Genomic DNA, 24,060 nt, shown 5'->3' with positions numbered 1-24,060 from the left:
CCGCGGCTACGAACGCGTCACGTCACCCGTCCCACCCTCGCCCGGTCGCCCGAGGGGGCCGACTCGGACGACACCTCCTCGTCCGCGGTACGGAAATTCCTCATCCGCTGGAATGTCGGCGGCGCCCGGGAGTCCGTGGTCCGGCTCGACCGGTGTCGACGTCGAGGGCCCTGCTCGGTCGGTATGTCGAGCCCCGAGGTCATCCACCTGGTCTCACCGGTCCGCGCGGTGACGCCCCACGGCGGTGCTGCGGGATGCCACGCACTGGGACGAGGTGGTCATCTCGCTGGAGTGGGAGCACCTGCGCCGTCACGATCTGCGGCACACGGGGCTGACGTGGATGGCGGACGCGGGGGTGCCGTTGCACGTGTTGCGGAAGATCGCCGGGTACGGCTCACTGGCCACCACCCAGCGCTATCTGCACCCGGATCTGCGCTCGATCACCGAGGCGGGTCGCTTCCTCGGCGCGCACCTCTCGCCTCCGCCCGGGTTGCCGCAGCCGTCGGGGGCCGCGCGCCGGGTGTTGTGGGCATCCCACAACCGGGACGGAACGGTCGTGATCGTGGTCCCCGGGGAAAGGTGCTCTGATCTGCGGTTTCTTCCCGACGCCGGTCCTCGTCTGGTCCCCACGGGGTTCCCGAACCCCTGCCGAACCGATGATGCGTCAGATGACGAAAGGCGCTCCGAACAGGGCTTTCAGCTGTTCGGAGCGCCTTCCGGCTACCGTCGGGACGGCGGGATTTGAACCCACGACCCCTTGACCCCCAGTCAAGTGCGCTACCAAACTGCGCCACGTCCCGGTGCCCGGTGTGACCTGGGGCTTTGCCCCTCGTCGCCGTGCACGAGAACCATACCGCATTCACGGGGGTGGACGTGAAATCCGGGGTGCGCGTCAGAGTGTGGTCGGCGGGATCCGGTCGCGGAGCGCCTCGCGGTACCAGTGGTCGCCGGTGGTGCGGTGCTCGGCGCGGGTGGTGAAGCGGTAGCGGTACACCCGGGCCCGGATCCAGCGGGGCGGCCGGTCGGGGAAGGGGTTGTGCCGCAGCAACCGCAGTAGAGCCCGGTCACCCTCCAGGAGGCGTTCGATCAGCAGTGGCAGCCAGGGGCGACCGTAGGCGGGGGAGAGGGCGGCGAACCACATCATCCAGTCCAGCCGCAGATGGTACGGCGCCACCTGCGGCGATCGTCGGCGCACGTCACCGGGCTTGCCGCGGAATCCGTAGGCGTGCCAGACGGTGTCGGGCCCGGGGAGCGGTTCGTCGGTGCCCTCGATCTCGATCTCCTGCCGCACCCGCGAGACGCTGCCGAAGGCCCCGTAGCTGTTCACCAACCGCAGCGGATGGTGCGAGACGTTCATGCGCTGTCGCCGGGACAGCAGGTTGCGCACCGGGTGACGGCTGAGCACCAGGATCCACCCGGTCATCACCAGAACCCCCACGAGGAACCAGAGGGGCGGGTCGGGTTGGTCGGCCGGTGGCGCGACGAAGCGGGACCAGTCGACCAGGGCCAGGGCGAGAGCGACGGTGACCCAGTTCAGCCAGGCGAAGTTCCCCGAGAGCACCAACCACAGTTGGGTGACGACCACGATCGAGGCGGCCGCTCCGGAGACGGGTTGGGGAAGAAAGAGCAGGAACGGGACGAACAGCTGGGTCACATGGTTCGCCAGCACCTCCAGCCGGTGCAGGGGGCGCGGCAGGAGGTGGAACCACCGGCTGAGCGGTCCGGGCAGGGGCTGTGTCTCGTGGTGGTGGTACAGGCAGGTCAACTCCCGCCAGCAGTGGTCGCCGCGCCATTTGATCAGCCCGGCGCCGAACTCCACGCGGAAGAGCAACCAGGCGATCAGGACCATGACGGGCAGGGGCGGGGAGACGCGTTCGTTGCCGAGCAGGACGGCCAGCGCCCCGGCCTCCAGCAGCAGACTCTCCCACCCGAAGGAATACCAGCTCTGTCCGATGGAGACGATCGACAGGTAGAGCGCCCAGGGAACGATCCACAGCACGGTGAACAACCACAGCGGTGCCCGGTCCGCCGCTCCCACCAACAGGAGCGCCGAGACGGCCACGCCGCCCCGGGCCACGACGCCCAGTAGCCGGTCGGAATAGCGCAGGTGGAACAGGCTCGGGGCGCGGCGGAACGGCACCCGGCGCAGCAGTGCCGGTGCCGGGGTCAGTCCACGCTCGCCGGCCAGGGGGCGGAACTGGAGCGCGGCGTTGAGGAAGGCGATCAGATAGACGGCCGCCAGTCCGCGCTGGAAGACCAACCGGCCGAGCCAGGCGTCCGGGGCGGTGAACCACTCCATGCGTCATCGGTACCACCGATGGGGCGGGTGGGGAGGGAGGCGCGGGGTGCGTGCCGGGTGGCACACCGTTCGCACGGGAAGGTGCTCCGGCGAGCAGTGGAGGCGGCTGCCACGGGATCGGACCGCTGGAGACGCGAGGAGCGGCGTCGGGATTCCGTGGACAGGGCGTTGACCAGGGGTGAGGGCGGTCGTAGGGTCCGGCTGCAAGCGCTTTCCAGTATGACGTCGACCGGAGGCCCGCATGGCGCTGACCGATATGCCGATCGAGGAGTTGAGGCGGTACCGCCCGGAGGTGCCGGAGCCGCCGGATCTGGACGACTTCTGGGCCGGCACGTTGCAGGCGGCGCGGGAGGCCGCGACCGGTCCGGCGACCTACGAGCGGGTGACCGACCCCGCTCCCGCCACGGTCGAGGTCTTCGACGTGCGTTTCCCCGGCTGGGCGGGTCAGCCGGTGGCGGCGTGGTTGGTCCTGCCGCGCGGGGTGCCCCGTCCGCTGCCGGCGGTGGTGACCTATATCGGGTACGGGGGTGGTCGGGGGCTGTCCACCGAGCACCTGTTCTGGAGTGCCATGGGCTACGCCCAGCTCGTGGTGGACACCCGGGGGCAGGGTCACGACACCCCGGATCCGGATCCCGTTCCCTTCCCGCAGTTGGCCTACGGCTTCATGACCCGGGGCATCGAGCATCGGGACCATTACTTCTACCGGCGGGCCATGACCGACTGCGTGCGCGCGGTCGACGCGGTGCGCGAGCACCCGGACATCGACCCCGACCGTGTGATCGTCTCCGGCGTCAGCCAGGGTGGGGGCCTGGCGTTGGCGACGGCCGGTCTGGCCCGGGAGACGGTGGCCGCCGCCCTGATCGACGTGCCCTTCCTGTGCCACTACCGGCGTTCGGCGGAGATCGCCTCGGATGGCCCCTATCCGGAGTTGGTTCGCTATCTGGGTCGGCACCGCCGGGTCGATCCGACCTCCGTGTTCGAGGTCCTCAACCACTTCGACGGTCTGCACTTCGCGGCCAGGGCAACGGCGCCGGCGTTGTTCAGCGTCGGGCTGATGGATCCGGTGTGCCCGCCCTCCACGGTCTTCGCGGCTCACAACCGCTGGGCGGGGGAGCGGGCGGACATCACCGTGTGGGAGTTCGGGGACCACGCCGGCGGGTGGGGATCCCAGCCGGTGGAGCAGGTGCGCTGGCTCGCGGGCCGGGGGCTTCCCGGCGCCCGCTGAGCCGCTTCGTGGTCGGGCCCCGGTGAACGGCGCACACCCTTCGCCGGGGCCCGACCGCGTCGGTGGAGCAGGGAAAGGGGCGGGCGACGAGCGGGGGGCGACTCCGGCGCGCGGGATGTCGAGGGCGGGGTCCGGCGCGGTGGTGTGCGGTCGGTCGGCACGGTGCCCGGGGCGTCGGGCGGGGCACCGGACGGTTGCGAGTGGGGTCGACTCCGGCGCCGGGGCGGTGGGAAGAGGTTCCGGGTGCCCCGGCTCGAGGGCCGGTGCCCGGGAACCATCGGGGCGAGGGGCGAACCGGCCTTCCCGTGCGGGGAGTCGGGAGCTGTCGGGGCGGCGGCGGGGAAGCGGTGTTCACCGGATGGCCGACATTGTTCCACCCTGCCCGGGGTGGACGCCCGAGCTGTTGGCGACAATGATGTTCATTGTCGTCAATCTTTTCGGAGTCGTTCATGAGTGATCCGTACGTGGGGTCGGCCGAGTACCTCGACCTGCTCATCGCGGGCTTCTGGGAGGCCGCCGGTCCCGAAGTGGCCGCGGCGCTCTCGGCGTTGCCCCCCGGCTCCGGCCCCGTGGTCGATCTCGGTGCCGGTAGCGGGCGCGGGGTGCGGGCGCTGGGTGAAGCGGTGCCGGAGTCGCCGGTGTTGGCCGTCGAGCCTTCCGCGGTGATGCGTGCGGCCCTGATGACCCGGATCATCGACGACCCGGTGTTGCGCGAGCGGGTCACCGTTCTTCCCGGCGGGGCCCTCGAGGAAACACTGCCGGAAGGGGTTCGCGCAGTCCTGGCCCTCAACATGCTCGGTCACCTCGAGGCCCCCGGTCGCCGGGAGTTGCTGGGGCGGGTGTTCCGCGCCCTGACACCGGGCGGAGCGCTCGTCACCAATCTCGCACCCCCCTTCGCGCCCATGGCCGTTCCCCGGACCGCCATGGCCCGTGCCGAGGTGGGGGAACTCGTCTACGAGGGGTACGCGAGCGCGGAGCCGACCGGGTCGGACGGGCTCCTCTGGCGGATGGAGTACCGCACCCTGCGGGGTGAAGCGGTGATCTCCGAGGTCACGGTCGAGTATTCCTGGTGCGTCTGCTCGCGGGAGGAGTTGGTCGCCGAGGCGGGCGAGGTCGGGTTCGGGGTTCGAGAGGTGGGGGACCCAGGGTTGGGTCTGTACGTCCTCACCCGGCCCTCCGTGGGGGTGGCCCCGTCGGTGTGACGGGCGTGGTGCTCCGCCCCGGGCGTCACCCGGAGCGGAGCACCACGCCCGCCGGGTAAGGGGGTTGGGGCTTCCCGGGGCCTCTTCGTCCGCGATCGCCGAGGCGGAGGGTTGGCTGAATCTGATTGACATGACAATCATTTTCACCTAGGTTTCCGGTGACCCGCTCCCCGGTCCCGCCAGGCATTCCGGGGATGCCCCATCTCCGCTGGAGCCATGGATGAGCCACCCCACGGGGCCGGAAAAAGCCCTTGACCACATCGTCGAGTGCGTAGCCGAGGTGCTCGGCACGGACCCGGACCGGATCGTCCCCGGGGCCCCGCTCGTGACGTTGGGGTTGGAGTCCTTCACCGCCGTGCGGCTGCGTCGCCGCATCCGTGAGCGCACCGGACGGGACCTGCCCCTGACCGCACTGCTCGGCGAGGGTGCCACCGCCGAACGCGTCGTCGAACACCTGGCCGGTGACGGCACCCCCGGCGAAACCTCCGCCGACGTTCCCGGCGTCCCCGGCGTCCCCGGCGTCCCGCCCCACTCCACCGGGAGCCGGTCCCTCCCCGGGGAGGTCGGGAAGCGGGACATCCCCGTGGCCACCGGCGACCGTCCGATGAAAGCGGACGTGTCGGTGGGGGAGGGGGGCGACGAGCCGTTCCCGCTGACCCCCATTCAGGCCTCCTACCTGGCCGGCAGGGCCGAAGGGCTGCCCCTGGGCGGAGTGGCGACGCACTACTACCACGAGTACGACCGCACGCCGCCCAACGGCGACCCGGAGGCGGACCTCGCGCGATTGCGGAGCGCCTGGGCCCGCCTCGTGGCCCATCACCCCATGTTGCGCATGACGGTGGACGAACGCGGTGCGCAACGGATCCTCCCGGTCACCGATGCCCCCGTCCGAATCGACGTCACCGACCTGCGTTCCGCCTCCGCCGACGACACCGAACGGACTCTCGACCGCCTGCGGGACGAGTGTTCCCACCGCTGCCGTCCCACCGGCGCCTGGCCGCTGTTCGAGGTCCACGCCGCGTTCCTTCCCGACGGCCGGACCCGCCTCCACGTCGGAGTCGACGTGCTGTGCACCGACATGGCCGGCTGGATGCTGCTCATGCGGCAGTGGGGCCTCCTGGTCGAGGATCCGGACCGGGAACTCCCCGCCCCCTCCACCACCTTCGCCGCCGTGCAACGGGCGCGTGCGGACGACCCCCGCTGGGACGGGCGCCGTCGCCGGGACCGGGACCACTGGGCGGAACGCGTTCCCCACCTGCCGCCCGCTCCCGCCCTGCCGGTCCTGCGGGACCCCGCCGACACCACCCCGCCCCGTTTCACCCGGCACGAGGAGACCCTCGCCCCGGCCGACTGGGCGGCCCTGCGCGCCCGGGCCGCCGAATCCGGCGTCACCCCCACCGCGACCCTGCTCGCGAGTCTCGCCGTGGTGCTGGAGCGTTGGGGCGCGGGAAGTCGGATCTGCCTCAACACCACCGTCTTCGACCGCCCCGATGTCCACGGTGACGCGGCCGACGTGGTGGGGGACTTCACCACCACCGCGCTGATCGCCTGCCCGGAGTGGACACCCGGCCGGCCCGGCGGCTTCGCCGCCCTCGCCGCCGCGACCGGTCGGCGCTTCTGGGAGGACCTCGACCACGGCTCGGTCTCCGGCGTCGAGGTGCTCCGCGAGTTGGTCCCCCGCGCCGCCGCGCCGGACGGCACCCCGGCCTTCCCGGTCGTCTTCACCAGCGGCGTGGGCCTGGCGGGCGAGGGCCCCGCCCCGCATGCCTGGATCGGGCGGGAGGTGTACGGCGTCTCGCAGACCCCCCAGGTCCTCCTGGACCACATCGTCCGGGACGAGGACGGCCGCCTGCGCATCGCCTGGGACCATGTCGTCGGGGCCTTTCCCGAGGGTTGGATACCCGCCCTGGCCGCCGCCCAGGGACGCCTGCTGCGCCGGCTGACCGACCCGGCGGCCTGGACCGACCCCGCGCTGGGCTTCGACCCCTCCTTCCTGCCGGCCGAACCCCTCGACGTCACCCCGTTCCCCCGGGCCGACGCGCTGCTCGACGGTCCCCTCCGGTCCGCCGCGCGCCGTCGCCCCGAACGGCCCGCCGTGCACGCCCCCGGCGTCACCGTCACCCATGAACGGCTCGCCGCCTCGGCGGAGGCCGGTGCCGCGCTGCTCGCCGCACACGGGGTGGGGCCGGGTGAACGCGTCGCCGTGGCCTGCGAGAAGACCCCGGCGCAGATTGCCGCCGTCCTCGGTGTCCACCGCGCCGGCGCGGCCTACGTACCGGTGGAACCGTCCTGGCCCACCGCCCGGGTCGCCGCCGTCTGCCACCGCTCCGGGATCCGGCACGCGCTGGTGGGACGCGGCGTGGACCTGTCCTGGCCCGACGGGGTCACGGTGCACCGGCTCAACGCCGCCGGCCGGCCCACCCGTTCGCCCACCGGGGACACCCCGGCGCTGCCGGACCCGGTCCCGGCCTCCCCCGGGGACCTCGCCTACACCATCTTCACCTCCGGCTCGACCGGCACCCCCAAGGGCGTGGACATCGAGCACCGGGCGGCCCGCACCACCGTGGACGACATCGTCGACCGTTTCTCGGTGACCGCGGAGGACCGGGTGCTGGCCCTCTCCGCTCTCAGCTTCGACCTGTCGGTCTTCGACATCTACGGAGTCCTGGGGGCGGGAGGCTCGCTGGTCCTTCCCGACCCGGCCCGGCGCACCGATCCGCAGCACTGGCTCGAACAGGCCGGGCGGCACGGCGTGACCATCTGGAACACCGCTCCCGCGCTGCTGGAGATGCTGGTCGAGTACGCCGAGATGGAACCGGAGGCCGCCGCCGGGGCGCTCCGCACGCTGCGCCTGGTGATGCTCTCCGGCGACTGGATACCGCTCAACCTCCCCGACCGGCTGCGCCGGCTCGCGCCCGGAGCCCGGTTCATGAGCCTGGGCGGGGCCACCGAGGCCTCGATCTGGTCCATCACCCACCCCGTCGGGCGGATCGACCCGCAGTGGCGCAGCGTCCCCTACGGCCGGGCCCTGCGCGGGCAGACCTTCCACGTCCTGGACGAGGACGGTGTCCCCTGCCCCGTGGGCACGGCCGGTGAGCTGTACATCGGTGGCGACGGGCTGGCCCGCGGTTACACCGCGGACCCGGAGCAGACCGCCGAGCGCTTCGCCCACCACCCCGTACTGGGCGAACGGCTCTACCGCACCGGTGACCTGGGCCGCTGGACCCCCGCCGGGGTGATCGAGTTCCTGGGGCGCGCCGACCGGCAGGTCAAGATTCGGGGACACCGCATCGAACCGGGGGAGATCGAGGCCGTGCTGGGGCGCCACCCCGGGGTCCGGCAGTGCCTGGCCCTCGCGCGCCGGGGGAGGGACGGGCGCCCGCGCCTGGTCGCCCACATCGTGCCCCGGGACTCCGACCGGGCCCCGGATCCGGCCGAGCTCGCGAGCTTCCTCTCGACCCGGGTGCCGGACTACATGGTGCCCAACCGCTTCGTGTCGCTGGACCGTTTCCCCGTCACCGCCAACGGCAAGATCGACCACGCCGCGCTGACCCGGGCCGCCGAGGTGGGAGCGGCGAACGGTCGGGCGAACGGCACGGCGAACGGGGCCGGACCGGCGGGGGAGGGCGAAGTCGAGGGCACCACCCCGGTGCGTGACGCGCTCCCGGCCGTCACGTCACCGGTGCCGGCCGCCGACACCGCGCCCGGGCACTGGGCGGCCCGGGCCGTCGAGCGGGCCGCGGCGCTCGGTCTGGAGGCGGCGCTGGTCGTCCGCGCCGGAGCCCTTCCCCCGGCCCGGGCACTGGAGGCGGCCTCCCGCTGGGTCGCCTCCCTGCCACCGGAGGTCGGGATCGGGTTGGCAGGCCCCGGACTGGCGGAGGCCGTTCACCGGCCGCCGACGACCGCCGGGGTCGAGTCGACCCCGGCCGCCACACCGTCCATTCCCACAGACCGATCCACCCCCGTCACACCGTCCACCCCCGCCGATCCGTCGGCGCCGCCCGCGCCCCCGGTCCGGGGGATCGACGCCGGAGTCCTGGCGTCGGTCGTCTCCGTCCTGTCCGATCTCACCGAACGGCCGGTCACCCCGGAGGCGAGTCCCGGCTCCCTGGGCGCCACTTCCCTGACCCTGGTCCTGGCCCACCGGCGGTTGCGCGAATCCCTCGCCCCCGACCTCGCGCTGGCGGACGTCTTCCGCCACCCGACGGTCGGTTCACTGGCCGAGCACATCACCGCTCTGACCCGCCCCGGGCCCGTCGCGCCCCCGGCCGCCCCCGACCCGGGGATTCCGCCCGCCCGCCGTCCCTCCCCACGTCGCGGGGACCGGGCCGCCGCCCGCGCCCGAGCCGAGGAGACCGCACGATGACGGCCCCGACCCCGCATCCCGACCGATCCCCGGTGGATGCCCCCGCGGCCGGTGACACGACGACCCCCGAGGGCCTGATCGCCGTCACCGCGCTGGACTGCCGCTTCCCCGGCGCCCCCGACACCGCCGCCCTGTGGGACCTGATCGTCTCCGGGCGCAGCGGCCTGACCCGACACGAGGACACCGGGGAGCGGACGAACGACCCCGCCGGTCGCATGCCGGGGAACCCGGCCCGGATCCCGGTGAGCGGGCTCATCGAGGGGCAGGACCTGTTCGACCCCGAACCCTTCGGACTGACCGACGCCGAGGCCGCGCCGATGGACCCCCAACAGCGGCTCTTCCTGGAGGCGTGTGCGCGCGCCCTGGAGAACTCCGGGCACGCCCGGGGCGCCGGTGCCGGGGCGGTGGGCGTCTTCGCCGGCGCCTCACACAGCGACTACCTCGCCCGCAACCTCGGTGATCGGTACCTCGCCGCCGACCGGGACCCGGTCGGCAGCCTGCAGGCCGCGATGGCCGGCGTGGCCGACTACCTGCCGCTGCACGTGGCGCACCGGCTCGGCCTCACCGGCCCGGCCGTCTGCGTCGGCACGACCTGCTCCACCTCGCTGGTGGCCGTGCACCTGGCGGCTCAGTCGCTGCTGGCACAGGAGTGCGACACCGCCCTGGCCGGCGGCTCCTCGCTGATCGTCCCGCAGGGCGGCGGCTACCTGCACATTCCCGACGGCATCTTCTCGGCCGACGGGCACGTGCGGACGTTCTCCGCCGAGGGCACCGGCATCGTGCACACCCAGGGCGTGGGCGTCGCGGTGCTGCGCCGACTGGAGGACGCCCTCGCCGACGGCGATCCGATCCTGGCGGTGATCCACGGCTCGGCGATCGGCAACGACGGCGCCGACCGGACGGGCTTCACCGCACCCTCGCCGCGCGGCCAGGCCCGGGTGATCTCCGAAGCGCTCGAGGTCGCCGGGATCGACCCCCGGATGATCGGTTATCTCGAGGCGCACGGCACCGCGACCCGGCTCGGCGACGTGGTGGAGGTGGCCGCCCTGCGTCGGGTGTTCGGCGCCGGCGGTCCGGCCCGGTGCACCCTCGGCTCGGTCAAGGCGAACATCGGACACGCCAACTCGGCGGCCGGGATCGCCGGTTTCGCCAGGGCCGTGTTGGCGCTGCACCACGCGGTGTTGCCGCCGGCCCTCGACGCCTTCCCCCTCAACCCCGACCTGGAGTTGGAGGACTCACCGTTCCGGGTCGCCGAGCGGGCGACCCCGTGGAAGGGAGAGCGATACGCGGGCGTCAGTTCCTTCGGCATCGGCGGTACCAACTGTCACGTGGTGCTCGGTGCCGCGCCGGAGCGCCCGGCCCCGGTCCCCGACCCCCGGCCGCAACTGGCGCTGTTCTCCGCTCATCGGGACGACGCGCTCGCCGGTCTGCTGACCGGCGTCGCCGGGGTGGCGGGCGGGTCGGCCGACGGAACGCCGGACGGTGGCCCCGGGCCGGCCGTCCCCGGGGCGGCCGACATCGCGTACACCCTGCACGCCGGCCGCCCCGCCCTGCTCCACCGGGCCGCGGCCGTGCTCACCGGCGACCCCGCCGGGGACGCCCGCGCGGTGGCGACCGCCGCCCGTCGGGCCGTCCCCGCCGCCCGTCCCCGGCTCGTCCTCGCCTTCCCCGGCGGGGGCGCGCAGTACCCGGGGATGGCGCACGGCCTGCTGGCCGAGCCCGACTTCGCCGCGACCGTGGACCGGTACGCCGAACTCTTCGACACCGGTGAGCGGGATCGGCCGACACCCGGCGCCGACCTGCGGTCCCTGCTGACCGCCCCCCCCGGCGACGAACGGGCCACCCGCCTGCTGCGCGATCCCGCCCACGGCCTTCCCGCCCTGTTCACCGTCTGTGTGGCCGTCGCGAACACCCTGCGCGCCCGGGGTGTGGAGCCGGACGCGGTGGTCGGACACAGCCTCGGCGAGTACGCCGCCGCCGTGGTGGCCGGGGTGCTCTCCCCGGAGGATGCCGCCTCCCTGGTGATGGTTCGTTCCCGGGCCATGTCCCGGACTGCGGGCGGCGGGACGATGCTCGCGGTGGCGCTCCCCGAGCCCCGGGTCCGGGACCTGCTGCGCCACCACGCCGAGATCGACCTGGCGGTCGTCAACGGCCCGGAGGCGTGCGTGGTGTCGGGACCCGCGTCGGCCGTGGCCGCGCTGGAGGCCGGGCTGACCGCCGAGGGAGTGCGCGTCAACCGCCTCCTCCTGGACGCCGCCGCCCACTCCCGCCTGGTGGAGCCCGCCCTGGAGGAGCTGCGGGCCGTGGCGGAGAGGGTCGCGGCACGGCCGCCCCGCATTCCACTGGCCACCACACTCACCGGCGGTCCTCTGGAGGCGGCTCCGGATGCGGAGCACTGGGTGTCGCACCTGCGGTCCACCGTTCGTTTCGCCGACGCGCTCGCCACCGCCGTGGGCCCGGGACCGACCGCCCTGCTACAGGCCGGCCCCGGCCACGGCCTGCTCCAACTGGCCCGCGCCCAACATGCCGAACGGCTGGCCACCGCGGTCACCTCCATGCCCCCGCCCACCACGATCGGGGAGGGTCGGGCCGCGTTGCTCGCCGCGTGCGGAGAGCTGTGGACACACGGTGTCGCGGTCCCCGACGTCGCGGCCCTGCACCGGCCCGGCAGGCGCCGGTTGGTGCTGCCGGGGGCGCCCCTCCGGCGTCGCCGACTGTGGATCGACCCGCCCGCCTCCCCGGCCCCCGGAACAGGAGAGGCGGGACAGGCCCCCGATGAGAGTGAGCCCTTCCAACTGCCGGTGTGGCACCGCACGCCGCCCCCGACGACGACCGCGCTCTCCGGACGCTGGCTGATCACCGGCACCGGCCGACGGGCGGAGTCGATCCGTGCCGCGTTCGCCGGGGCGGGTGCCGAGGTGGTCGCCGTGACCACCGACACCGAAGCGTGCGACGGGGTGGTGGTCGTGGACCCCGGTCACGGCACCGGGGCGGACACCCCGAACGACACCGCCGGTCGGGTGGCCACCGCGATCCTCGACTGCGCGGCCGTCGCCGCCGCGACGGCCCCCTGGGCACGGAACACCTGTCTGGTGCACGTCGCGGCGGGAGCCCAGCAGGTGGAGAGCGCGGACCGTCCCCGCCCGGCGGACGCAGCCGCCCTCGCGGTGCCCCGGGTGCTCTCCCAGGAGTTCCCCGGCCTGCGCTGGCGCACCGTGGACCTGCCGGTCGGACTTCCCGCCGGGGTGGATGCCGCCGGCGACGCCGATGTCGATGCCGGGGACGTCACCGCCGTGTGCCGCGAGGCCGCCGATCTGGCGACCGGTGGCGATTCGGGGATGGAGGTCGCGCTGCGGGGCCGACACCGCTGGGTGCGCTCCCTGGCCCACTGGCGGCCGGAGGAAGCGGTCGAACCCCGGAGCGCCGGGGACCCGGCAGCCACCGTGCTGGTCATCGGTGGTCTGGGTGATGTCGGACTCACCGTCGCCGGCCATCTGGCCCGCACCGGTCGGCGGGTGGTCGTCACCGGCCGCACGGGACTGGACGGGGATGCCGGTTCCGTGCGGGCGGCGACCGTGCGCCGGTTGCGTTCCGACGGCGCGGACATCGAGGTGCGTGCCGTCGACGCCGCCGACACGTCGGCCATGACCGATCTGCTGCGCGAACTGACCGAGCGTGACGGCCCCCTCGGCCCGGTGATCCACGCCGCCGGTGTGGTCGCCTCCGAGGCGGTCATTCCCCTGCGGTCGGTGGACGGGGAGTCGGTCCGGGCACACGCCCGGGCCAAGGCGGCCGCGGCCGAGGCGCTGCGCTCGGCGGTCCGGGACCTGCCCGGTGACCGGCGTCCGGAGGCCGTGGTGCTGATGTCCTCGGCCACCGCCTTCGTCGGCGGCCTGGGGCTGGCCCCGTACGCGGCGGTCAACCGTTTCCTGGACGCCTTCGCCGAACGGGAACACGTGGAGGAGGACGGGCGCACGGCCTGGATCGCCGTCGCCTGGGACGGTTGGAGAGTCGGCCCCGGCGGCACCGAACGTGTCGTGGCCTCCCGCCACTCGATCGGCGCGGCCGACGGCATGCGGAGCCTGGACCGGATCCTGACACTCACCCGCCGCACGGACGCACCACCCTCGATCGCGGTCTCCCCGGTCGACCTCTCGCTCCGTACCGCCGGCGGGCCGGCGGTCGCCCCACCCGGAGACCTTCCGGTACCGGGGGAGGACGGGAGCCCCGTGGAGGGCGCGGAGGGATTCGGGCCGGCCGAGCGTCCCCTGGCCGCCATCTGGTCGGACCTGTTGGGCTTCCCCGTCACCGACCGGGACGCCGACTTCTTCGCGCTCGGCGGCCACTCGCTGCTCGCCACCCGGATGCTCGCGCGTTTGCGCGACGACCTCGGGGTGCGGTTGCGCCTGACGGACCTGTTGGCCCGCCCCACCATCGCCTCCCTCGCGCCGCTGCTGGAGACCTCCGGCGCGGACCCGGCGGCCGGAACGATCCCGGACCCGACCGCACCATCCGCACCATCCGCACCATCCGAACCGGCCGGACCCGGGGAGCCCCTGGACGAGTTCCCGCTCACCCGGGTGCAGCACGCCTACTGGATCGGCGGCTCCGGCGGCTACCGGATGGGCAACGTCCCCTGTTCCTTCCACCTGGAGTACGACTGCCCGGACCTGGACGTCGCCCGATACGAGGAGGCCTGGAACCGGGTCATCGCCCGCCACCCCATGCTGCGGGCCGTGATCACCGCGGAGGGCCGCAACCGCGTCCTGGAGCGGGTCCCGCGCTACCGCATCCGGGTCCGGGACCTGGCCGACCGGGAGCCGGAGGAGCGGAACCGTGCCCTGAAGCGCATCCGGGAGACCATGGTGCGCCGGGAACCCCACCCGGGGCGTTGGCCGCTGGTGGACATCCGCGCAGCCCGCCTCCCGGACGGCGTGATCCGCCTCTTCGTCAACGTGGACGTACTGGTCTGCGACACCGCCGGCTACTTCGTGTGGGACCGCGAACTGCGCACCTTCTACGAGAACCCGGACGCGCGACTGCCGCTGCCCGCCACCACCTTCCGGCACTGCGTCGCCGCGCTGGAGGCACGTGCCGACACCGAGGATCACCGCCGGGCCGCCGCCTACTGGCGCGGACGGATGGACGACCTTCCCGGTGCCCCGGCCCTGCCCCGGCTGCCCGACGGCCACGACGAGCGGCCCCGGTTCGCCCGGCGATCGGCCCGCCTGGAGCCCGAGTGCTGGAAGGCGTTGACCACCGAGGCCGCCCGTCGCGGACTGACCCCCACCGCCGTCCTGCTCGCCGCCTACGGCGAGACCCTGGCCGCGTGGTCGGGCGAGAACCGGTTGTCCCTCACTCTCACCCTCTTCGACCGGCCCGCCGGGCTCCCCGGTGCCGAGGACGTGGTCGGGGACTTCACCACCCTGATGCTGCACGCCGTGGACCGGAGCGCGGACACCTGCTTCGCCGACGCCGCCCACCGTGCCCAGCACACCCTCTTCTCCGACCTGGAGCACCGAGAGTTCTCGGCCCTGGAACTGTTGGCGGAGAAGGCCTCGCGCACCGGCCGCACCGAGTCGGTGCCGGTGGTCTTCACCAGCGCGCTGGGCCTGTCCGCCCCGCTGGGCGGCACCCACGACCTGGACTGGGTCGGCACGCCGGTCCACGGGGTGAGCAGTACGCCGCAGACCTGGCTCGATCATCAGGTGCTCGAACAGCACGGCGCCCTGCTGTTGCAGTGGGACGTCCAGGAGACGGTGATCCCGGCCGGGGAGGCGGACCGCGCCTTCGCCGACCACGTGGCCCGGGTCCGACGTCTGGCCGAGGACCCGGACGTGTGGGACGCGCCCCACCCGTCCGCCCCGGCGACCGGCACGGTTCCGACGCCCCCGTCCCCGGTCCGGAAAGCGACGGGCCCGGCGGCGGGGGACCCGGACGGGATCGTGATGCCGCTGCGTGCCGGGGAGGGCGGAACACCGCTGTTCCTGATCCACCCCTCGGGCGGCGACGTCCTGTGCTACGGCGAACTGGCCCGCACCCTCGGCGGCTCCCGTCCCGTGATCGCCCTCACCGACCCGGAGTTGACCGGTGGCCGGGGGCCGACCTCCATCCCGGAGGCGGTGGAGCGCTACCTCGAGGCGGTGCGTTCGGTCCAACCCCGGGGCCCTTATCTGCTGGGTGGGTGGTCGATGGGCGGCACCCTCGCCCACGCCGCCGCCGTGGAACTGGAGCGTCGGGGCGAGCGGACCGCCCGCCTGGTGCTCATCGACTCCAACCTCCCCGACCGCATCCGCGACCTCGGGGGAACGGGGGCGGGTGGGGACACCGCCGTCGCGGCGGTGCGCTACCTGCACTCCCTGGAGGCCTTCCTCGACCTGGAACTCCTCACCGGTCCGGACGACGCGCGGAACCTGGCCGCCATGACCGCCGACGCGGTGCGCGCCGAGGTCACCGCCCGCCTGCGGGCGGTGGGGCTGATCGGTCCCCGCGAGAGCGTCGACCTGCGGTTGGGGGTCTTCGAGCGACATCTGCGCGCCCTGGGCACCCACCGCGCCGGACATCTCGACGACCCGGACACGCGCATGTTGCTGATCGCCGCCTCCCGGCGTTCGCCGCGCAACGCGGGGGTCGGCATGGGGGTGGACGACGTGGAGGACCTGCCCGCGCTGGGCTGGCGCCCGCACCTCCGCGGCCCCGTCGAGGAGGAGGTCGTCGACGGCCACCACTACTCGCTGCTCGCCGGGGAAGCGGTGCGCCGGATCGCGGAACTGATCGACCGTGCCCTGAGCGACCTGCCCCCCACACCCGGTTGAGCCCCGGCACCACCGACCCCGGGCACCCCGGGCACCCCGGGGCCCGAATCCCGGACCCCGGACCCCGGACCTCCGAAGAAGGAACCACGAGAAAGACCGTGACCACGATGACCCCGTCCCTCCGCCGCCCACGCGCGGCGAGAGCCGTGCTGTCCGCGACCGCCGTGTGCGTGCTCGTGCTGGCCGGCTGCTCCTCCGAGACCACCGATTCCGGCGCCTCCGGGAACGCCCCGGCCGCCTCCGAGGCGGACACCACCCTGAGGTACGCGGTGGCCGGCTCACCCGCCACCGCGAGCGACGACCCGCACGGCGGCCTCGGCAACGAGTCCGACGTCCTGCGTTTCGCCCTGGTCTACGACGTCCTGACCGTCCCCGGTGACGACGGCGGGGCCGAGCCGCGCCTGGCCACCGACTGGGAGCCCAACGACACCATGGACCGGTGGACGTTCACCCTGCGGGACGACGCCGAGTTCACCGATGGCGAGCCGGTGCAGGCGGGGGACGTGCTCCACTCGCTGCGCCGCATCGGTTCCAAGGCCGCCGAGAACTACGGGCGGCTGGCCGACTTCGACCTCGAGAACTCCCGCGTCGTGGACGACCACACCGTCGAGTTGGCCACCCGGGTGCCCATGGCGGACGCGCCGGTGGCCCTGGCGTCGATCACCTTCGTCATCCCCGAGGGCACCGAGGACTTCACCGGGGCGGTTCCCGGTTCCGGCCCCTACCGGGTCGAGGAGTCCGCCGCCGACACCGCCGTCCTGGTCCGCAACGACGCCTGGTGGGGTGAGGCCCCCGACCCGACGCGGATCGAGATCCGGGCGGTCGCCGATCCGCAGACCCGGGTGGACGCCCTGTTCTCCGGTGCCGTCGACGTGGCCGGGAGCGTCGCCCCCACCGCCGTCGCCTCCGCCGAGGAGAAGGACATGCAGGTGGTCCGGCGCTCCGGTGTGACCACCTATCCGTTCATCATGCGCACCGACACCGCGCCGTTCGACGACCCGCGGGTGCGCGAGGCGTTCCGCCTGGCCGCCGACCGCGAGGAGCTGGTCGAGACCGTCTTCCTGGGGTACGGCGGGATCGCCAACGACCTGCCCACCCCGCACGATCCCTCCACCCCGACCGACCTGCCGCAGCGCGAACACGATGTGGAGGCCGCCCGTGAACTGCTGGCGGAGGCCGGGCACGGGGACGGCCTGACCGTCACCCTGCACACCACCACCTCCTATCCCGGCATGGACACCGCCGCCACCCTCTACGCCCGGCAGTTGGAGGAGATCGGGGTCACCGTCGAGGTGAGCGTGGAGCCCGCCGACGACTACTGGACCACCGTCTACGCGCAGAAGCCCTTCTACACCGGCTACTACGGCGGCATCTCCTTCCCCGACCTGGTCCGCGTCGGCCTGCTGTCGGAGTCCCCGACCAACGAGACCGCCCACCGCAGCGAGGAGTTCGACCGCGGTTTCGAGGAGGCCATGGCCACGGCCGACGGGGCGCGACGCGACGAGCTCCTCGCCGACATCCAGCGGGAGCTGTGGGAGAACGGCGGATACGTCGTCTGGGGCACCGGTGACGGCATCGACCTCGCGGCGCCGCACGTCCACGACCTGCCCGACGGCCCCGGTTTCCAGCGGATGTTCATCGACCGGGTGCGGCTGGAAGGGTGAGTCCCCGTCTCCCGGCCCGCGTGGTCGCGCTGGCCCTCGCCGCGACCGTCGTCGTTTTCGCGGCCACGGAACTGCTTCCCGGCGACGCCGGCGACACGCGCGACGCGGGCCGGGCGACCGAGGAGGAGATCACCGCCCGACGGGCCGAACTCGGCCTGGACCGCCCCGCCCCGGTGCGGTACCTGCTGTGGCTGGGCGGGCTGCTCACCGGTGACCCCGGGCGCTCGCTGATCACCGGCCGCCCGGTCGCCGAACTCCTGGGCGAGCGGCTGCCGGCGACGACCGCCCTGGTGGTCGTCGCCCTGCTGCTCGCGACCCTGTTGACGGCGCTCGCGCTCCTCCTCGCCCACCTGCGGGGAGGGCGCGGGGGCGCGGTCGCCGCCGGACTCGCGGCGGTGCCCCAACCCGCCTGGGCCGCGGTGTTCGGCGGGGTCCTCGCCGGGCTGCTGGGATGGGTGCCGCCGGTGTCACTGATCCCGGTGGGCGGTTCCGCCTGGACCTCCCCGCAGGCGCTGGTGCTCCCCGCCCTCACCCTCGCCGTGCCCTCCGCCGGCTACGCCACCGGCCTGTTGCACGGGGTACTGGCCGACACCCTGCGCCGGCCGCACGTCATCGACGCCGAGCGTCGCGGACTGCCGCCACTGCTGGTGCTGTGGCGGCACGTGGTCCCGTTCCTGTGGGTGCCGGCGCTGCGCGTCGGCGCGCTGCTGGCGGGCGGGATCACCGCGGGCACCGCGCTCGTGGAGACGATCTTCGGGTATCCGGGCATCGGCGGGCTGCTGGTGTCGGCGGTGGCGGTACGGGACATTCCCGTGGTCCAGGCCGCCGCCCTGCCGCCGATCCTCGTCCTGCTGGCGGGCGTCCTGGTGGCCGACCTGGTCGCCGCCCGCTCCGGCGCGAAGGCCGACGACGACGTGAACGCGGTGCGCGAGCGGCTCCGTCCGCCGGTGCCCGACCCGGTCGGGGGTGTGCGGTGAGACGACGTGCCCCCGCCACGATCGGGAACGCGCCGATACGGACGACCGAAGCCGGGGGTGGGACCCCCGACGGTCCGCGTCCTCGTCGGCGCGGCCCGCTGCGCCGACGTCTCCTCGCCCCCGTCGCGGCCTTCGTCCTCCTGGCGACGGTGGGGCTGGGGCCCCTCCTCGCGCCGTACCCGCCGAACCACACGGTGGGCCCGCCGTGGGCGTCGCCGGACGGCTCGACACTCCTGGGCACCGACGCCCTGGGGCGCGACATCCTCTCCCGGGTCCTGGCCGGGGGTACCGGCCTGCTCTCCCTCGCGCTCGTGGCGGCCCTCGCCACCGTGCTTCTCGGGACCGCGGCGGGCCTGTGGTCCGGCTGGGCGGGAGGTCGCACCGCCCGTCGGGTGGCGTGGATGTGCGATCTGCTGCTCGCGGTGCCGGCCCCGGTCCTGGCGCTGGTGCTGGCGACGGCCCTGTCGGGCGCGTCCGCCGTGATCACCGCGTCGGTGATGGCCGGCGCGCCGCTGACCGCCCGGGTGGTCGCGGACGAGGTGGCCGTCCTGCGCCGCGACGGCTGGGTGCGGGTGGCGGTCGAACGTGGCGAGCGGGTCCCGGCCGTCCTGTTCCGTGAGCTCCTGCCGGCTCTGCGCGGCCTGGTCACCGCCGACGCCGGTCTGCGCCTGGTGACGGCGCTGCAACTCGCGGCGGCTCTCTCCGTTCTCGGTCTGGGGCCGCAACCACCCACGCCGGACTGGGCGTTGATGCTGAGGGAAGGACTGCCCGGTGCGGGGCTCAACCCCGCGGCGCTCCTTGCCCCGGCCCTCGCCCTCGCCCTCTGCGCCTGGGTCCTCGGGGCGGCGGCCCGTTCGGCCGGTCGGCCGGGAGGCGCGGGATGACCCCGACCCCGGGGCGTCCCGGCACACCCGACACGGCCCCCGGTCCTCCCGCCGGGCCGCCGTTGCTGGCCGCCGGGGGACTCCTCGTGCGGCGCGTGTCCGACGCGACCACCGTGCTCGCGGCCCCGGACATCCGGCTGGACGCCGGGCGGGTCCTGGTCGTCACCGGACCCTCCGGCCTGGGCAAGAGCACCCTGCTCCACGCCCTGCTGGACATCCTGCCCCCCGGATTGCGCCGGGTGGGCGGGACGGTCCTGTGGTACGGGGAGCCGGTCCGCCCGGGGGCCCCGGCCCGTCGTGTGCGCCGCGCCCGCTGCGGTTGGCTCGGGCAGGACCCGGCGGCCGAACTCCACCCCCGCCTGCGGGTCGACCGGCTGATCGCCGAGGGTCTGTCGGACCGTCACCCGGAGGCCGGGGACCGTGCGGCCGCCCTTCTGGAGCGCCTCGGACTCGACCCCGGGCTCCTGCGCCGTCGGGCGACGGAACTCTCCGGGGGACAGGCTCAACGGGTCGCGCTGGCGCGCGCGCTGATCGGTGATCCGGAACTCCTCGTCGTGGACGAGCCCACCTCCGCTCTGGACGCCGGGGCGCGGGCACTGGTGGAGGAGGCGGTGCGGGCCCATCGGGACCGGCCGGGTCGTGCCGCCGTGGTGGTCACCCACGACCCCGGGTTCGCCGAGGCGCTGGGCGACACCGTCCTGCGCCTGGAGCCCCCCGTCACCGGTGCTTCCGGTCGGACGACGGCGCGTCCGGCCCCGGTGCCCGAACCGCCCGGTGCGGCCCCGATCGGCACCTCGCCCCCCTTCGTGCCCCCGGGCGGGGGAATGCCTGTCGCCGCACCGTTCCCCACCGTTCCGACCGAAACCGTCGTCCCGGCCCTGTCCGTGCGCGGCCTGCGTCTGGAACTCCCCGACGGCTCACCGCTGTTGGAGTCGTGCGACCTCGACCTGCCGCGCGGCGGGGCACTGGCGATCACGGGCGCGTCCGGCAGCGGCAAGACGACCCTGTTGCACACGGTGTGCGGCCGTCGCCCACCCGCCTCGGGCCGGATCCTTCTGCACGGGGCGGAACTGCCCGCCGCCACCCGGTACCGGGAGCGCGACCACCTGCGCGCGATCCAACTGGTCGGCCAGAGCCCGCTGGGAGAACTCAACCCCGCTCACCGCGCGGTGACCGCGACCGCACGACCGCTGCGAGTGCTGCACGGTCTGGACCGGAAGGCGGCGCGCGCCGGGGCCCGGGAACTCCTGATCGCCGTCGGTCTGGAACCGGAACACCTCCGGCGCCGGCCCCGGGAACTGTCCGGGGGGCAGCGGCAGCGGGTCGTCCTCGCCCGGGCACTGGCGGCCCGGCCCGACATCCTGCTGTTGGACGAGCCGACCGCCGCGCTCGACCGGCCCACCGCCGAACGGGTGCTGGATCTGCTGGACCGATTGCGGGCGGAGGGATTGGCCCTGCTGATGGTCACCCACGACCCGCTCGTGGCCGCCCGCGCCGACCGGACCCTGCGGCTGGAAGGGAGCCGGCTCGTGGGGCCGGCCGTCGTCGATGGGGCCGGTGGGCGGAGTCCGACGACACACCCCCGGTCCTCCCGGTCATCCCCGGCGGCCCCGACCTCCGGACCGCCCGCCGCACCCCCCGCACCACCCGGCCCACCCGACCACCCCGAACGAACGGAGCACCCCGGTGGACGATGAGAACCCGATCGCCACGATCCCCGACGATCCGGAGGCCCGACTCGTCCGCGCCGCCGAACTGGTGGCCGGGCACCCCTGGGTCGCCCGTGCCGAACCCGCCCCCGGCGGTCGCCTGCGCGTGACCCCCGACCCGGCGGCGATCTCCGCGACCCCCACCCCGGGACCACTGCTGCGCGAACACCTGGAGCACTGGGCCGAGGTCTACGACTGGGTGTACGGCACAGGTGAGGGCCGGCACGCCGACGACCTCGACCTCTCCGGGTGGCGGGATTCCGTCACCGGCGCACCGCTGCCACGGGAGCACATGCGCGAGTGGATCGACCGCACGGTGGAACTCGTTCTCGAATCGAATCCCCGCACGGTCCTGGAGGCGGGGTGCGGCACCGGCCTGCTGGCCCACCGCCTGCACGGTTCGCTGGAGGGCTACGTCGGCACGGATGTCGCCGATATCGCGGTGGACCGGCTCTCCGCCGCCGGTCTGCCGCGCACCGGGTTCGTCCGCGCCGCCGCCCACGAGGTGGACTCCCCGACGGTCCGACGCGTCACCGACGCCGTCCTCGGCCCCGGCGTGCGGCCCGACTGCGTCGTGTTGAACTCCGTCACGCAGTGCTTCCCCAACCTGGACTACCTGGCCGCCGTGGTGCGCGGTGCGCTCGCCGTCGTCGCGGACGGCGGCACCGTGGTCCTCGGTGACATCCGGCACTCCGCGCTGGTGGAGCGGCACTTCACGGAGCTGGAGCGGACCCGGGACCCGCAAGCCCCTCTCGAGGGGATCGCCGAACGGGTCCGTGTCGCGATCGCGGAGGACGAGGAGTTGTCCTTCGCCCCGGAGGCGGTGCGAGAGATCGTCGCCGCGTCCGGGCGTGCGGTGCGGATCAGCACCCGGGCCCGCACCATGGCGGCCGCCACCGAACTCACCCGGTACCGGTACGATCTGGTGCTGCACATCGGCGACCGGGCCGGACCGCCGGTGGAGTACATTCCCTGGAGCGGGCCGGAGCTGCTCTCGGAGAAGGCGCGGACCGCGCACGCCGGGGCGCCGGTCGTCGTCCACGGCATCCCCAACGGTCTGGTGGACGAGACCCCCGACACCCCCACCCCGTACGCCCTGCGCGCCGCCCTGGCCGGAATCGACGCCGCCGTCCTGGTGGACGGCGGCGATCCCCGGCTGCTGGCCGTCGCCGTGCCCGCCTCGGCCGCACCCGCCGCACAGCGGGTCGCCGCTCCCGCCCCCGGGCCCGCGGCCGGGGAACCCTTCCCCGCCTTCCTGCGGCGCCGGCTGGCCGAACTGCTCCGCGACCACCTGCGCCGTGTCGCCCCCGGGCTGCCGCTGCCGCCCCTCGACCTCGCCGGCCGGCCCTCCCGGGAGGCCGTGTGAACACCCCGACAGGGGCTCCGACGGGCGAGGGACGCCGCCTTCCCGATCCCGCCGCCGTGGTGGCGGCCGATCGGATCCTCGCCGAACGACCGGAGGTGGCCCGGTGGCGATGGGTGGTCGGCGAACGGACCACCGCGCTCCTGGTGACGGGAACGGACGACACCGGCGTCCCCCCGGCCGCACAGCCCTCGCGGCCCTCCTCCCCGACGGGATCCGCCGCGGTCGCGGCGGACGCCGCGGTCGAAGGAGAGGACCTCGAGGCGTTGCCGGGCTTCATGCGCCTGTTGGACGAGACCGCGCTGCTCTCGATGGCCCGGACCCTGGACCGTGCCCGTCTGTTCCGCGCCGGTGCCGCCCACACCGCCGAGGAGGTGGTGGTCCGGTTGGAGGCACGACCACGACACGCCTGGATCGTGCGTCGTTGGCTCGGCACCCTGGTGGCCGAGGGACGGCTGCGCCGGGACCCGGACACCGGGCGTTTCCACGGCCTCGACGTTCCGGACCGGGCGGCGGTCGCCCGGTCCCGCCGGATGGTGGAGGAGGGCAGCCGGGGGTTGGGTTACCCCCCGGCCATGACGCGCTTCTTCCTGGCCTCCGCCGATCGGCTTCCCCTGTTGTTGCGGGACCGGGCGGCGCTGCAGGAGCTCCTCTTCCCCGAGGGGGACGCGGCGACGGCGCGGGGCAACTACCGCGACAGCGCCCCCAGCCGATGGGCCAACACCGCCGCCGCGGAACTGGTGGCCGGGCGGGTCCGCCCGGGCGCCCGGGAGCCCCTGCGGGTGTTGGAGGTCGGGGCCGGGGTGGGCGGCACCACCGGCGCCGTCCTCGACGCCCTGGCCGGGGCACCGGTCGACTACCTGTTCACCGACGTCTCCCGCTACTTCCTCGGCGAGGGACGGGCACTTTTCGGGAAGCGGCTCCGCTACGGCCTCTTCGACATCGACGCCGACCCGGCGGCTCAGGGACTGACGGACGGATCCCTGGACGTGGTGCTGGCCGCGAACGTCCTGCACAACGCCCGGCACGTGGGACGGGCCCTGGCGGCGCTGCGCGAACTGCTGCTTCCCGGCGGACTGTTGGTGCTGGTGGAGTCCTGTGGCGAGCACCACCAGGCGCTGACCTCGATGTATTTCCTGATGTCGGCCCGCCCGGGGGAGCGCACCTGGTTCACCGACCTCCGCGCCGGGGAGGACCGGGTCTTCCTCACCGGTGAGGAGTGGGCCCGGGAGTTGGACGCCGCGGGCTTCGACCCGCTGCCCGTCCTGCCGGACACGGCCCACCCCCTGGCCCGCGCCGCCGGACAGCGGGTCGTCGCCGGCAGGGCCCGCGCCGGTGCCCGGCGGCCCGACCCCGAGGTGCTCGCAGCCGCCCTCGGTCCGGTGATGGGGGCGGACCTCCCCGACCGCATCCACGCCGTCGACCGCCTCGACCCCGCCCCCCCGCCCGGTGGATCCGGTCGGCGTCCCGGCGCGACCACCGGCCCGACCGGGCTTCGAACCGCCCCTGCCGACTCCGACCGAACCCACGGCCGGCACCCTCGCACCACCCCGAAC

12 protein-coding genes and 1 tRNA gene are annotated in these 24,060 nt (G+C 74.4%); 11 read left to right on the top strand and 2 right to left on the bottom strand.

Features of this window, described 5'->3' with window-relative positions:
• The first annotated feature begins 244 nt into the window (after nucleotides 1-244).
• Entirely contained in the window at nucleotides 245-745 is a 501-nt protein-coding gene (locus LZF96_RS27275; protein ID WP_374203098.1) for a tyrosine-type recombinase/integrase, read from the top strand.
• On the opposite strand, the gene LZF96_RS05305 is transcribed toward LZF96_RS27275, so the two are convergent.
• Nucleotides 727-800: transfer RNA gene (locus LZF96_RS05305), tRNA-Pro, on the bottom strand. The two genes, LZF96_RS27275 and LZF96_RS05305, sit on opposite strands and share 19 nt — an antisense overlap.
• Nucleotides 801-892: 92 nt before the next feature.
• On the bottom strand, nucleotides 893-2,299 hold the full coding sequence (locus LZF96_RS05300; RefSeq protein WP_233866144.1) for a lipase maturation factor family protein: 1,407 nt from the start codon (nucleotides 2,297-2,299) through the stop codon (nucleotides 893-895).
• A 241-nt stretch (nucleotides 2,300-2,540) separates the two neighbouring features.
• Here LZF96_RS05300 and LZF96_RS05295 point away from each other — a divergent pair, with 241 nt between their 5' ends.
• The 10 genes from LZF96_RS05295 to LZF96_RS26905 form a co-directional block, all read left to right on the top strand.
• Nucleotides 2,541-3,524 (top strand): acetylxylan esterase, encoded by a 984-nt coding sequence (locus LZF96_RS05295; protein WP_233866141.1) that lies wholly within the window; start codon nucleotides 2,541-2,543, stop codon nucleotides 3,522-3,524.
• 449 nt (nucleotides 3,525-3,973) lie between these two features.
• Complete coding sequence (locus tag LZF96_RS05290; protein WP_233866138.1) at nucleotides 3,974-4,726, top strand: trans-aconitate 2-methyltransferase; 753 nt, start codon at nucleotides 3,974-3,976, stop codon at nucleotides 4,724-4,726.
• Between the two features lie 220 nt (nucleotides 4,727-4,946).
• Nucleotides 4,947-9,092 (top strand): non-ribosomal peptide synthetase, encoded by a 4,146-nt coding sequence (locus LZF96_RS05285; protein ID WP_233866135.1) that lies wholly within the window; start codon nucleotides 4,947-4,949, stop codon nucleotides 9,090-9,092.
• Nucleotides 9,089-15,907: a type I polyketide synthase gene (locus LZF96_RS05280; RefSeq protein ID WP_233866132.1), complete on the top strand. Its 6,819-nt coding sequence runs from the start codon at nucleotides 9,089-9,091 to the stop codon at nucleotides 15,905-15,907. Before LZF96_RS05285 ends, LZF96_RS05280 begins: the two co-directional genes overlap by 4 nt.
• A 107-nt stretch (nucleotides 15,908-16,014) precedes the next feature.
• A complete protein-coding gene (locus LZF96_RS05275; RefSeq protein WP_233866124.1) occupies nucleotides 16,015-17,571 on the top strand; it encodes an ABC transporter substrate-binding protein in 1,557 nt (518 codons plus the stop codon).
• On the top strand, nucleotides 17,568-18,548 hold the full coding sequence (locus tag LZF96_RS05270) for an ABC transporter permease (protein WP_233866121.1): 981 nt from the start codon (nucleotides 17,568-17,570) through the stop codon (nucleotides 18,546-18,548). The genes LZF96_RS05275 and LZF96_RS05270 overlap by 4 nt, the downstream gene beginning before the upstream one ends.
• Complete coding sequence (locus LZF96_RS05265) at nucleotides 18,545-19,432, top strand: ABC transporter permease (RefSeq protein WP_233866118.1); 888 nt, start codon at nucleotides 18,545-18,547, stop codon at nucleotides 19,430-19,432. Before LZF96_RS05270 ends, LZF96_RS05265 begins: the two co-directional genes overlap by 4 nt.
• Nucleotides 19,429-21,129 carry an ABC transporter ATP-binding protein gene (locus LZF96_RS05260; protein ID WP_233866108.1) on the top strand — a complete coding sequence of 567 codons (1,701 nt, stop codon included), beginning with the start codon at nucleotides 19,429-19,431 and terminating at the stop codon, nucleotides 21,127-21,129. The genes LZF96_RS05265 and LZF96_RS05260 overlap by 4 nt, the downstream gene beginning before the upstream one ends.
• Complete coding sequence (locus LZF96_RS26435) at nucleotides 21,119-22,507, top strand: class I SAM-dependent methyltransferase (RefSeq protein WP_308294149.1); 1,389 nt, start codon at nucleotides 21,119-21,121, stop codon at nucleotides 22,505-22,507. Before LZF96_RS05260 ends, LZF96_RS26435 begins: the two co-directional genes overlap by 11 nt.
• Nucleotides 22,504-24,060, top strand: a 1,557-nt coding sequence (locus LZF96_RS26905; protein ID WP_233866098.1) for a methyltransferase, incomplete at its 3' end; no start/stop codon positions are given. The genes LZF96_RS26435 and LZF96_RS26905, both read left to right, overlap by 4 nt.

This window comes from Streptomyces sp. ST2-7A (assembly GCF_021390475.1).
Taxonomy (GTDB): Bacteria; Actinomycetota; Actinomycetes; order Streptomycetales; family Streptomycetaceae; genus Streptomyces.
Note: the sequence above shows the minus strand (reverse complement) of the source record. Positions and strands in the feature narration are given on the sequence as shown.

What these genes read in the sequence shown, in the direction of transcription:
- LZF96_RS05275 (WP_233866124.1), top strand. Translation starts at nt 16,015, where the DNA reads ATGACCCCGTCCCTCCGCCGCCCACGCGCGGCGAGAGCCGTGCTGTCC.
- LZF96_RS05285 (WP_233866135.1), top strand. Translation starts at nt 4,947, where the DNA reads ATGAGCCACCCCACGGGGCCGGAAAAAGCCCTTGACCACATCGTCGAG.
- LZF96_RS05290 (WP_233866138.1), top strand. Translation starts at nt 3,974, where the DNA reads ATGAGTGATCCGTACGTGGGGTCGGCCGAGTACCTCGACCTGCTCATC.
- LZF96_RS05280 (WP_233866132.1), top strand. Translation starts at nt 9,089, where the DNA reads ATGACGGCCCCGACCCCGCATCCCGACCGATCCCCGGTGGATGCCCCC.
- LZF96_RS05295 (WP_233866141.1), top strand. Translation starts at nt 2,541, where the DNA reads ATGGCGCTGACCGATATGCCGATCGAGGAGTTGAGGCGGTACCGCCCG.
- LZF96_RS05300 (WP_233866144.1), bottom strand. Translation starts at nt 2,299, where the DNA reads ATGGAGTGGTTCACCGCCCCGGACGCCTGGCTCGGCCGGTTGGTCTTC.
- LZF96_RS05260 (WP_233866108.1), top strand. Translation starts at nt 19,429, where the DNA reads ATGACCCCGACCCCGGGGCGTCCCGGCACACCCGACACGGCCCCCGGT.